Source organism: Sphingobacterium anhuiense (genome assembly GCF_042686355.1).
GTDB lineage: Bacteria > Bacteroidota > Bacteroidia > Sphingobacteriales > Sphingobacteriaceae > Sphingobacterium > Sphingobacterium anhuiense.
The window spans coordinates 170525-183093 of the sequence record NZ_JBHUPE010000011.1; the positions used below are offsets into that span (position 1 = coordinate 170525).

Genomic DNA, 12569 nt, shown 5'->3' on the forward strand with positions numbered 1-12569 from the left:
ATCAAATTGAATTCATGTCATCGATAGCGCCATTAAAAATATTAAAAGCCTCAGCTGGTTCAGGCAAAACATTCAGCTTAACTGTCCATTACCTGACTTTATTACTTTCAAAAGAAAACAGTTATCGTGAAATATTGGCCGTCACTTTTACTAACAAAGCGACCGCTGAGATGAAGGAAAGGATTTTATCTGTTCTAAAAGGATTAGCACAAGGTGACCAAAGCCGAAAAATCGATGATTATAGACGTTTATTGTTGACCCAATTTCCATATTGGAGTACGACTTCAATTCAAGAAAAAGCACATCGTGTTTATCGTAAAATCTTACATGATTATAGCCATTTTACTATCAGTACCATTGATGGTTTTTCGCAAAAAGTGATTAGAAGCTTTACTTACGAACTCAATTTAGATGCTGCTTACAAGATTGAAATGAATACAAGTAAGGTGCGGCAGGACCTTACTGTCATGTTAAATCAACTTCTAGATCAACGCCCTGATTTATTGGAATGGATTATTGAATATGCGGAAAAGAAAATTTTAAATAATGAAAACTGGAACTATCGTCGTGAATTAACCAATCTGGCGAATGAGATATTTTCTGAAAACTTTAAAGAGTTTGACAAACACCTCCTATCGCAAGATTCGGATAAAGTATTCAATACTTTAAATAAAGAAATTGAAAACTTTACAAAAATATTTCTAGAAGCAGTTCATGAGGAAATAAAAAGTTTTGCAAATACTTTTAAGGCATTAAATATGGATTCTGCTGACTTAAAAGGAAAAAGTAGAAATCCGATTTACTCGCTTTCTAATTCAAAGAACAACGTATTCAAACAAAGTACTTCTAAACTACAGGAGATCATTGGTAAATATGTAGAGCTCCTAGATAAGGAAGATGCATTTTTAGATGGCAAAAAAGAAGTTAATTACGGACTACAGCAGGCACTTTTACCTATCTTAAAAAATTTCAAAATATTACAGGATAAATTAAGCACTTATATCACATATGAGGCATTCCAAAAGAATTTCTACTACCTCCGTCTTTTAAAAGAAATGAGTGATTTGTTAGCGCAATGGCGAAAGGAAAATAATGCACAATTAATTTCCGATGCGCAGATCCAATTGAATAAGCTTGGGCTAGATCAACATGGAGATCCTACTTTTATTTGGGAAAAGATTGGGAATCGCTATCAGTATTTCTTATTCGATGAGTTTCAGGATACATCCCGCATTCAGTGGAAAAATTACAGTCCTTTATTGATTAATGCCCTTGGGAATGCATCGGGGGAACTATCCGAGCATTTAATCGTTGGTGATGTTAAACAAAGTATCTACCGTTGGAGAAATGGAGATTGGCGAATACTATTGGAACAGGCTGAAAAACAAGTAGCAGATGCCTTTCATATTTCAAACGAGCAGGAATTACAAGAACTTGTTGAGAATGGCTCGCTGGATGTGAACTATAGAAGTCTTCCAAATATTATTCATTTCAATAATTACCTATTTGAGACAGTACCTGATCATATCCAACAGTTACTTAATGAACATATTGCTACTAATCTTACTACGGAAGGACAAATATGGTGGCAGGAAATGGGATATGACCACATGATTAATAAAGCCTACAATGGTGCGTCACAAAAGGTTCCAGAAGCAAAGGTCTTAGATGAATCACAAAAGGGTTCCATTACCATCAAATATTTTGAAGTAGAAAATAACGTGAGAAGAAACACACAAGTTGAGAGTCTTGCAGTATCTTCCTTATGTGAACAGATTGAAGAATGGATTACTTCGGGCAGATACCAAGCTAATCAAATCGGAATCCTTGTACGATCGAATAAACAGGCGCGATTGATTATCCACGAATTAATGAATTATAGAAATGAAAAACAGTTACATTTTGAAGTTATCTCTGGAGACGCACTGGCATTAGAGGCTAACGAAGGTATTCAGCTATTGATCGAAACATTAAAAGCATTTGTTTTTAATACGGATAAGCACATATTATATAAAGCTAAAATCACACATCTTTATCATATTATTCAAAAAGAGCAAAATTTCAATGCCGAAGTCTGGTTGAAATTTAAGGAAAATGATGTTCTTAATTTAAATGAGGACCTCCCTAAGGATCTGATTGAAAATTGGGAAAATTGGCAAAAATTACCCTTAGTTCACCTCGTTGAAAAATTGATAGAAGTTTATGGTTTAACCTCATTACACAACCCACATTTGCCTTATATTCTTGCATTCAAAGATATGATCGCTAATTTTTCTGCAAATGGGGAACGCGGAATTAACCAGTTCTTAACCTTTTGGGATGAAGATGGTATGAAGGCGGTACTTCCTTCTTCGGGCAAAGTGGATGCCATTGAGGTAACCACTGTACATAAATCTAAAGGTTTAGCTTACGATGTCGTTATGATTCCTTTCTGCAGTTGGACATTAGATGGTATGACCAACGGAAACTTCTGGATAGATACGGAAGGTACAGCTCTTGAAATTATTGGAAAGGCGCCCATAAAATATACCTCTTCTTTAGGGCAATCAACACTCTATCAAAAATATTATGAAGAGATGGTTTTCAATTATATGGATGCCCTTAATACATTTTATGTGGCGACAACCCGAGCAATAGAACATCTTTATATATCGGCTCCTGCTTTTAAGCAAATCGTTGACAAAAAAACGGGAGAGATAATGGGAATGGATGTAAAAAATGATTTAATCAGTGATATTGTTTATCAAGTGCTTGACAGCAATAATGGAGCCTTTACACTTACCGACAACGAATTGCATATCGACCATGTTATTCGTAGAGAAAAAAGCACTAAGATTGAAGTTGGCAAAATTGCCTTACAGCAATACCCGATTTCAAAAGAATTGGATAAAGCCTTTGATAAATCATCACAGCGCACCATCACCAGTATCCTGCTATTGGATAAAGCGTCCCAATATGGTGTAATGGCTCACGAAATTATGTCGATTATTACTTCTGAAGAGGAAATTGATGGTATTATAAATCAATATATTTCTGAAGGAATATTCACACCTTCAGAAAAGTCAGCGATTTTACATGAAGTCAACCAAATTTGGCAACACCAACAGATTAATAAATGGTTAACTGGGAATTTCAAAATTTGGAATGAATCGGCTATTATTACTGCTAAAGGAGAAACATTACGTCCTGATAAAGTTTTCACAAGTGAAGAAGAGACAATCGTATTAGACTTTAAATTTACACAGAGCGAAGCGCTGTCACATCAGAAACAAGTCAAACAATATGTCAAAACTTTGGAAGAATTGGGGTATAAAAATGTGAAAGGATTTTTATTTTACGCCAAGTCAAATGATTTAGTAGAGGTTATCATACAAGCAAAAAACTAAGAAATGAATCCATTTTTAAAAGACGTCGCTATCGATTTGAAAAATCGTTTTGGAGAAGATCTACACGAAACTGCTATTATATTCAATAATAAGAGACCGATTAACTACCTCAAACAACATCTAGCTGAGGTATATGGTCAAGCAATTTGGTCACCACAATTTTTTACCATTCAAGAATTTTTTCGTCTGTCTACTAATTTGTCTGAGGCTACACCTATTGCACAATTTTTTATTCTCTATCATTTACACAATGAACTCCTTGCCAAGGAAGGTCATGAAGCGGAAACCTTAGAAGAGTTTTACCCAATAGCAGAAACCATATTGAGTGATTTTTCACAGCTGGATTATGATCTTGTTGACATAGACGAAATCTTTATGGAATTGTTTGACAATACCCAAATTGATTTACAGTTTCAACATTTCACTGCAGAACAGCAGGATTTTATCCGTCAATTTTGGCAATCATTCTCCATAGCAGGTCATACTGCTGTACAAGAACGATTTTTAAAATTATGGCGACGTCTTCCGGTGCTATATCGGTCGTTTAAAGAAGAATTAAAAGTTAAAAAAATGACAAATATGCCGACCATCTACCGTGATATTGTGGATGGAAAAGCAAAAAACCAAACATTCCACCAACAGTATAAACAAATCATTTTTGTAGGCTTCAATGCTTTGAGCAAAGCAGAAGCTACTTTATTCAAAAAGTGGCAAGATGCAGGTTTGGCATTATTCTATTTTGATGCAGATGCTTACTATTTAGATGACAAACAACAAGAGGCAGGATTATTTATTCGTCGTAACATATTTGAAAGCGGATTGAAAAATGCATTAGTTGAAAGTTCAAATGTTATTGGCAATCGCTATTCAGATGTAAACCTTTATTCCGCAACCGGAAATGTATCGCAAACCAAGTTATTGCATGATATTTTAGTAAATAATGAAAAGGAAGGCAAATCTTCTGCTATCTTATTGGCAGATGAATCTTTACTAGTATCGCTATTACAAAGTCTTCCAGATGTGAAACCTAATATTACCACCGGTTTTCCTTTGACTCAATCTCCCATCTACGGCATTATAGAATTGTGGATGGAGGTACAGCACCTCATCACACATCAGAAAAAAAATAAAATTCCATACACACTGATTGAGACATTTATCAATCACCCATTGACCAATGTGTCTAAAGAGGAAAAGTTGGACATTCAAAAGCTTATATCAGATAAACAGCTTTTCGAAGTAGAAATCAAAGAGCTTTCCTTCAAAAGTTCAAGTTTAGCACACTTCTTCCACCCCATTGTAAAGATAGAGGAAGCAATTGCTATATTGATTCATATCATTGATAATCTACTGCAAAATCTAGCGCAGGAAGATCGAATAAAACAGATTGACAGCAACTTATTGATTGAAGTAAGAAAGACGTTAAACCAGCTTAATTTAGGCCTAGAATCGCTTCAACCGCTAAGCCTACCATTTCAATTTGGACTGATCAGTAAAGCAATTGCAAATATCAATTCGGCAATCGAGGGTAATCCACTTGAAGGACTTCAGATCATGGGGCTTTTAGAAAGTCGTTGTCTCAATTTTGACCACGTTTATGTTTTAGGTGCAAATGAGGGTATATTGCCCAAAACATCTAGCTCTCCAACATTCATCCCCAATTCACTAAGACAGGCTTATGGATTACCGATTCTGGAGAACCAGGACGCGCTTTCCGCATATTTGTTCTATCGTCATTTTCAATACAGTACCGAGATCCATCTGCTGTATAATGGTATTGTTAGCGAAAGTTCATCTGGAGAGGAAAGCCGCTTTATCAAACAGCTGGAGTTTGAAAGCAAGTTCAATTTTTTAAAACATAATCAACAGCAAAATATTACCTTTTTACCTGATCAAGATGAAGTTATCATTGACAAAAAAGGAAAAGTTTGGGATAAATTGCGCTCGGATTTCATTACTAATAAGAAGAAAATTTCTGCAACAGCGCTCACGACTTATTTACAATCTCCCCTGCAATTTTTCTTGAAATATGTAGCTGAGATTAAAGAACCTCCCAGTATCTCGCAAGAATTTGAAATGAACAATTTGGGTACTGTTATTCACAACGTGATGGAAAAGGTCTATCTACCATTCAAAGGTGCAGATCAATTTGTACCTATACGAAAATTAGAGCAATCATTACAGACAGTAGATGCTTTAATTATTGCCGAAATAATTGAATTATATCAATTGGAAGGCACGGGACTAAATTCGCTAAATAGTCTTCAGCGGATCATGCATAAGATTTCTTCTGAATATGTCAGATTACTGGTTCAACATGACATCGATCACTTTATTGGCATCAAAATCATTGAATTGGAAAATGATGAAGACTATATCATGGATTTTCCTATCGAGGTTGAAGGGAAAGAGGAAAATGTACGTATATACGGTATTATTGATCGCGTGGATGAAGTGCTATTAAAAGATAAAACAGTCAAAATACGTATTGTTGATTATAAAACAGGCGCTGACGAAGTCAATTTTAAGTCATTGGATAAAGTGTTTATCAAAAACACGGAGAATAAAGCATTGGTGCAAACTTTATTTTATACCTATGTCTATGAGCAGGTAACAGGACGTATCGGAATAGAACCTAATCTGTATGTTGCTCGAAAAATGAGGGAAGAAGGAACTTTATTTTACGCTAAATCGGAAGTGCTAGAAACAGTATATCTTGCAGAAGTTAAAAAAGAATTTATTTCCTTTCTAAAAGCTACTTTGGAAGAGATCTTCAATCCAGAAATTCCTTTTAGACATGATCCAAAAGCAAAAATATACGATTCTGATCCTTATATTTTATTTTACAAAAACGCAATCGACGAAGAAGACGAAGAATAAATGTAATATCATAAAAAGAGCTCCACCCTTTTGTGTCGGACGGAGCTCTTTTTATCAATTAAAATATACTATTTTAATTTTTTAATCGCTTTTTGCGCTCGTTTTATTGCCATTTCTATCTTATAATCCAACCATTTCTTTTTAAAGATCCTACGCATAGCATCATCAAAATAACGAGTGATGAACAAATTGCGTGCACCAATTAACTTTTCAGAGAATGTATTTGCTAAAGCCCGAACTGAGATGGAATAACCTTCCGTATCATATTGGATATAATGCCACCACCCTGCCGGCATATATAACGTATCTCCAGGATTTATAACCGCTTCATAGCCTTTTATAAATTGTAATCCAGGATATTCAGCTTCAGTACTGTATTTAGGATTGGCTATACTATGAAAATTATAGGGTAATTTGTACAATAAATCAGATTGATCATTTGGAAATAACCAGATCCGCTTAGATCCTTGAAACTGGGAAATAAACACATGTGACATATCAATATCAAAGTGATTTCTTGTTGACGACCCTTCTCCACCAAAAAATAAGTAAGGTAACCATTGAATCACTTTACCACCGGTCACATCGTTATAAATAACATCCTTTTTTAGTTCTGGTCTAATCTTCAGCAGATTAAAAAGGAACAACCGTAGCTCGGTAGGTTCTGCACTTATTTTATCTAAGTATTCTGCCAAAGTCATTTTCCCAACAGGAGGACTTGCAGCATGATTTTGAGAATTTTCTTCACGCCCATACACATCTACTTGCTCTTGACCTGCAATTTCCTTGAAATAATCGTAACTCCATTTATCCCAACATGCACTATCCTTACTTATAAAGTCTTTAATAATTACAGGCTGACCTTTTTTTAAGTAATCTTTTACAAATTCTTTTGGAGTTATTCCTGAGATACTATCAACTGGTTTTAATTTCACAAGCTATCTGTTTTTACAACTACTACAAACTTAAAAAAAATATTTCTACTTAAACTTATGCCATGATTAAAAACAATCACTCCTGCTAAAGTACTAATTTAGCTCACAAGTTAGTAGAAATATTCTAAATAACTAAATGACACTTGTCATTTAATTTTATATTATCATCTTAATATTACTGAATAAAAACATATAGAGAAGTACAAATAACTTTTCAGTATTCAATCAAACTTCGTCTTAAGCCTTATTTCGATCATCATCTCAAATTGAGATAATGATATTTTTATTTATTTACCATTTTTATATATTCCTCAACCGCCATTGTCATACTAGGTGCCTTAGGTGTTGGTGCAGGAATATCTAAAACTAAGCCATGCTCAAGTAATGCTTGTTGCGTGCTTCCACCAAATGCAGCAATTCTGGTTTGATTTTGTTTAAAATCTGGAAAATTCTCATACAGAGATTGCACACTAGAAGGACTAAAGAATACGATGACATCATAAAAAACATCTTTCAGATCAGATAAATCACTTACCACTGTTTTAAAAAGAACAGCAGGTGTAAATTTATAGCCATTTTCTTTCAACCACTTACTTGTCTCTTCATTTGCGACATCTGAACAAGGAAATAAGAAATTTTCGTCTTTATGCTTCTTAAGAACGTCTTCTAAATCTTTAGCTGTTTGCTTTCCAAAGAAAATTTTACGCTTACGATACTGAATATACTTTTGAAGGTACAAAGCTATCGTTTCAGAAATACAGAAATATTTCAACTCAGAAGACACTTCAAAACGCATTTCCTCACAGACTCTAAAGAAATGATCTACAGCATTTCTGCTTGTAAAAATAACAGCCGTAAAATCAGCAAGATTAACTTTATCTTTTCTTACATCACGTGCTGGAACACCCTCTACGTGGATGAAACCTCTAAAATCAAGTTTTAAATTATACTTCAGTGCTAATGCAGCATATGGTGACTTATCATTTTCAGGCTTTGGCAAGGTTACCAATATACTTTTTACCTTTTTCGCTCTTTCTACGTCGGAAGTTTGCATATTATCATTTAATTAGCTTAGTAGTCGCACCAATATTAAAATAGGTGCTATTTCTAGGCAGCAAAGATACAAAATTAAATAAAAAACTGAAAACTGCTGTTGAGAGACAACATTCAGCGCTGTCCGTAAAAAACGATAAGAAAACAGCAGTATACCGATGATTACCGTGAAACTGAAGATATAAGACAGATATTCTAAAGGTACAAGACTTACTACAAGCACTACTGGCAGTAAAAATAACAATGAATTAAAGTAAATTAAATATAAGATTGTAACATATTCTTTCACTAATCGCTGTATTTCAAAAACAAACGCTATAAACCTTATAAATCCTATTTTTAAAGCAAATATTATTGCTATGATCGCTGATATTTTTAAATAATTGGTAAAAGATAAGAAGTCAAATCGTTGTAGGATGTATGCATAAAATATACAGACAAATAAGCTAAGTGCTAAAGAAAACAGTAGGTATAAAAAGATAAACGGCCAAGAGGTTAATATGGTATCTTCTTTACTTACTTGTACAATAATTCGTTCATTAAAATATGCAGATACAATTAATTTTACATCTGAAGAGAAGAAAAACCGAACTATTGCAAATGCTAAAAAAAGAAATAGACTTGTAAATAACACCCACCTTTTTCGTTCATATTTTAAGATACCAACATGTACTTTATCTTTACCTTTTAGATCACTAGTTTTAAAATATTGTGTAACAGCATATGAGTTCAAATTATGAAGAATAATTTCATCGCCAACAATTTCTACGATATGATAGGGCCGTATTAAAGATGGATGGAGCAATTCCTGTCCTTTTGGAACTTGTTTCACAGCCAACGTATCTGAGATCGCTACAGAATCAATGGAAATCTTGCTTATCGAATCAACAGTCTCCTGTCCTTTTGCATTATGGGCAAAAGATAAAAAAATGAAAAAAATAAACTGAATAATGTAGCTTAACTTCACCTGCATCGCTTTGAAACTCTTTAGAGTTGTAAAGTTATGATAAAAATTGGCTTAGAAAAAAAACATTACAAACGCTTTTCTTAACTTCAACCAAAATTAAAAACGAACAGATGTCAACAACAAGATGTTTATGGTGCGGGAACGACCCGCTGTATATGGAATATCATGATTTGGAATGGGGTAAACAAGTTAAGGATGACAAAACCCTTTTTGAATTTATGATTTTGGAATCTGCGCAAGCTGGATTAAGCTGGATTACCATATTGAAAAGAAGGCCCCAATACAAGGAGGCATTCGCAGATTTTGATGTACAAGCTGTGGCAAAGTTCACTCCTGAAGATGTAGAGCACATTTTAACAAATACGGGAGTTGTCCGCCATCGTCGGAAAATTGAAACATCAATAACAAACGCCCAAATTTTTATCAAAATTCAAGAAGAGTTTGGTAGCTTCTATGAATATCTCTATCAATTTATGCCCAATCGGGAGCGGATTGAAAACAACATCCTAACACAAAAGGACACCGCAGTTACGTCCTTAGAATCTGATTTAATTTCTAAAGATCTAAAAAAAAGAGGCGTTAAGTTTTTTGGATCTACCATTTGCTATGCCTATATGCAAGCTGTAGGGATGGTCAACGATCACCTTAATTCTTGTACTTTCAGAAACTAAATAACAATATTTTTATAAATATGTGGGATATTTCGTCCCAAACCATTGTAATCCATACCGTAGCCAACAACAAACTCTTTTTCAATCTCAAAGCCTACATACTGAATGTTTTCAAAATCATTTTGTAAACATTCAGGCTTTAACAATAGCGTACATACCACTACACTGGATGGTGACTGCTTTTCGATGGAGGCTATGGTATGCTTTAATGAATTACCTGACTCTACTATATCCTCTACAATAATAACATCCCTTCCTTTAAGATCTATACCCAAACCTATAAGCTCACTCATTTCCCCCTGGCTGGTACCCTGATAAGAAGATAGTTTTACAAAAGACATTTCACAAGGAATTACAACCTGCTTCAAAAGGTCACTCATAAACATGAAACAGCCATTTAAGACACCAATAAATACTGGATTTTTATCTTCATAACGATGATTAATATCAACTCCAATCAAACGTATCCGTTTTTGAATCTGATTTTCATCAATCATCAATTCAAAGTGCAATTCATCTATCTGTATCTGTTTCATTTATTTTTCTTCTTTATTTCGCCCTAATAATTTATCAAAAAGAGATCGCTTGTGGGCTTCCGTTGTCTCATCTAAGTTTAGAAAATTATCTTCTCCCTCTTCTAGATCCAATGTATCTGTTTGTACTGAATCAACAAATGCAGGTCTTGCCGATCGAAGATGTGGCACCAACTCGACTTGATAAAAACCATAATTAGACACCGTAGAGTCTACTCCAATCTGCTTTGTCTTAACCATGATGTTGCCATAGGTATTAAAATAGCGGATCATATTTGACTTCAGATGGCCTGTCCAGTCAAAAGAATATAAACCCGTCTTAGGTCGAGGTACAATACTAGACAAAAAGATACTTTCACCTAAATTTAAATCTGCAGGTTTTTTACCAAAGTAATAACGAGATGCTTCTGTAATCCCATAAACATTATTCCCCCACTCTATGACATTCAAATACACTTCATAAAGTCGTTTCTTACTGACTTGTTTAGAAGACTCCATCAACCAGACTAAAATAATCTCTTCTACCTTTCTGACTACCGTTTTATTACGGTTCAAAAACACGTTTTTCACAAGTTGCATCGAAATTGTGCTTGCTCCTCGTTTAAATTTTTTCTCCTTTAAATTTGTAGCAATTGATAAACGAAAAGCCTCTTCTTGAAAACCGTTATGAGAAAAAAAGAATGGATCTTCCGTATTGATTAAGGATATCTGCATATACCTTGAAATCTGATCTAAAGGTGTAAAATCTTTATTCTGAGGGCCAAGTACTATCGTTCTCATGGGCTCTCCTTTCTCATAGGCAATGTAGGTAAATGCTGTATTTAATTCTTGAATATTAGCATTACCCCATTTTTCTATTTTTAAATCTTTGTCATCCATTTTAGATGTAAAGATCACTTCATTCGGTTTCTTAAAGTTCAATGCAAAATTTAAATCATATTGCATATGTCCGGAAACACGTATACCTTCTAAAGAATGAAATAACCCTTGAGGTATGGCATCAAAAAACTTTTGAGCCTCAATTCGATCGGTATGAATGGCCAGTTCTAATTGTTTATCAGGTTTATGCACATATTTTACATAAGGACTAAATTCAAACTCTTTAACCTTAACCTTACTTTCCTTATCAATTTCAACAGATGTTTTTCCAATATTAAGAATACCACTCATTAAACCTTCAGGAAAAAGAACATCTTTATCTGAAATACGCCAATGATTCAATTTCAAATTCTCAAAACCCCATTCACCAGATAGCGACAATAACTCTTTATTTTTACGATCGACCTTATTTAAACGAAATGTCAACGCATCAAAACTTGCTCTTAAACCAAATTTTCGTCGTAACAATGGTAGCTCTACATCTTTTGCATCAGAAAACAACCGGAGATACATTTCCTTCCCATCAGGATTGACAGTACCCTCTAGATTCCAGACGGCTTCATGATCATTCAACAGGAATTTTGTTTTAAGATCTCCACCTGAGATTTCTGCCTCAGGAATTGAGATACGCTGTGAAGTGCTATCATCCTGATAGGATATTTCGAAATTCTGCAAATCCATATCCTTTGGAATTTTAAAGAATACGCTCTTTAGCATACGATCGGCCAGTTCTGCAAAATTAGTTTCAGCTTTATCATTAGCTGTGCTATCTCTATTTTTTTTCTTGAATAGGAAATCGTAATTACTTGTTGAATCTTTCTTAATCAAAGTGACCGCACTATTGTTCATTAAGATCTGACCTAATTTGACATCACCGAATAGTAATGGAAATATTCGAATAGATACAGTCAGATCCTGAATATGGGCCAATTGCTCTTTACCTTTAGGTTGCAAAATAATATTCTGAAACTGAACAGCTGATAGGCCTTTAAAAGAATAATATTGGATTTTAAGGTCCAAGTCATACTTGGTCGCAAGTTTTTCTTTTGCCTTGTTGATTGCAGACAACAAGATACCGTCTCTTTTTTGATATGCGAATACACCTCCTGCTACTATAAATATAGAAATAACTCCTAATACAATGTACAAGATTCGCATTTTCTTGGAGCGAAGAAGGGTCTTAAGATTATTGGACATATTATAACAACGTATCACACTCGATTTTGAATACTCAAATGTAAAAATTAAATCTTAATATCATTAAA

General features: G+C 34.2%; 8 protein-coding genes. 3 read left to right on the forward strand and 5 right to left on the reverse strand.

What is annotated here, in order from left to right:
- Window positions 1-14 precede the first annotated feature (14 nt).
- A complete protein-coding gene (locus tag ACFS6I_RS20720; RefSeq protein WP_380923459.1) occupies window positions 15-3386 on the forward strand; it encodes a UvrD-helicase domain-containing protein in 3372 nt (1123 codons plus the stop codon).
- A 3-nt stretch (window positions 3387-3389) separates the two neighbouring features.
- Window positions 3390-6266 (forward strand): PD-(D/E)XK nuclease family protein, encoded by a 2877-nt coding sequence (locus tag ACFS6I_RS20725; RefSeq protein ID WP_380923461.1) that lies wholly within the window; start codon window positions 3390-3392, stop codon window positions 6264-6266.
- Window positions 6267-6334: 68 nt separating this feature from the next.
- On the opposite strand, the gene ACFS6I_RS20730 is transcribed toward ACFS6I_RS20725, so the two are convergent.
- The 3 genes from ACFS6I_RS20730 to ACFS6I_RS20740 form a co-directional block, all read right to left on the reverse strand.
- Entirely contained in the window at window positions 6335-7201 is an 867-nt protein-coding gene (locus tag ACFS6I_RS20730; RefSeq protein ID WP_132769327.1) for a cupin-like domain-containing protein, read from the reverse strand.
- Window positions 7202-7484: 283 nt separating this feature from the next.
- The gene (locus tag ACFS6I_RS20735; protein WP_021189409.1) at window positions 7485-8255 is read right to left on the reverse strand and encodes a uroporphyrinogen-III synthase; all 771 of its coding nucleotides are present in this window, start codon (window positions 8253-8255) and stop codon (window positions 7485-7487) included.
- Between the two features lie 12 nt (window positions 8256-8267).
- Window positions 8268-9227, reverse strand: a complete 960-nt coding sequence (locus tag ACFS6I_RS20740; RefSeq protein ID WP_021189410.1) for a DUF4271 domain-containing protein — start codon at window positions 9225-9227, stop codon at window positions 8268-8270.
- A gap of 104 nt (window positions 9228-9331) precedes the next feature.
- Here ACFS6I_RS20740 and ACFS6I_RS20745 point away from each other — a divergent pair, with 104 nt between their 5' ends.
- Window positions 9332-9892 (forward strand): DNA-3-methyladenine glycosylase I, encoded by a 561-nt coding sequence (locus ACFS6I_RS20745; RefSeq protein WP_132769331.1) that lies wholly within the window; start codon window positions 9332-9334, stop codon window positions 9890-9892.
- On the opposite strand, the gene hpt is transcribed toward ACFS6I_RS20745, so the two are convergent.
- Together hpt and ACFS6I_RS20755 are read right to left on the reverse strand one after the other, a co-directional pair.
- Entirely contained in the window at window positions 9889-10428 is a 540-nt protein-coding gene (hpt, locus tag ACFS6I_RS20750; RefSeq protein ID WP_132840969.1) for a hypoxanthine phosphoribosyltransferase, read from the reverse strand. The two genes, ACFS6I_RS20745 and hpt, sit on opposite strands and share 4 nt — an antisense overlap.
- Complete coding sequence (locus tag ACFS6I_RS20755) at window positions 10429-12462, reverse strand: transglycosylase domain-containing protein (RefSeq protein ID WP_243656001.1); 2034 nt, start codon at window positions 12460-12462, stop codon at window positions 10429-10431. It lies immediately after the preceding gene.
- Window positions 12463-12569: the final 107 nt, after the last annotated feature.

Bases quoted from the DNA above. Each gene is read 5' to 3' on its own strand.
- ACFS6I_RS20720 (WP_380923459.1), top strand. From the start codon at position 15: ATGTCATCGATAGCGCCATTAAAAATATTAAAAGCCTCAGCTGGTTCA.
- ACFS6I_RS20725 (WP_380923461.1), top strand. From the start codon at position 3,390: ATGAATCCATTTTTAAAAGACGTCGCTATCGATTTGAAAAATCGTTTT.
- ACFS6I_RS20735 (WP_021189409.1), bottom strand. From the start codon at position 8,255: ATGCAAACTTCCGACGTAGAAAGAGCGAAAAAGGTAAAAAGTATATTG.
- ACFS6I_RS20740 (WP_021189410.1), bottom strand. From the start codon at position 9,227: ATGCAGGTGAAGTTAAGCTACATTATTCAGTTTATTTTTTTCATTTTT.
- ACFS6I_RS20745 (WP_132769331.1), top strand. From the start codon at position 9,332: ATGTCAACAACAAGATGTTTATGGTGCGGGAACGACCCGCTGTATATG.
- hpt (WP_132840969.1), bottom strand. From the start codon at position 10,428: ATGAAACAGATACAGATAGATGAATTGCACTTTGAATTGATGATTGAT.
- ACFS6I_RS20755 (WP_243656001.1), bottom strand. From the start codon at position 12,462: ATGCGAATCTTGTACATTGTATTAGGAGTTATTTCTATATTTATAGTA.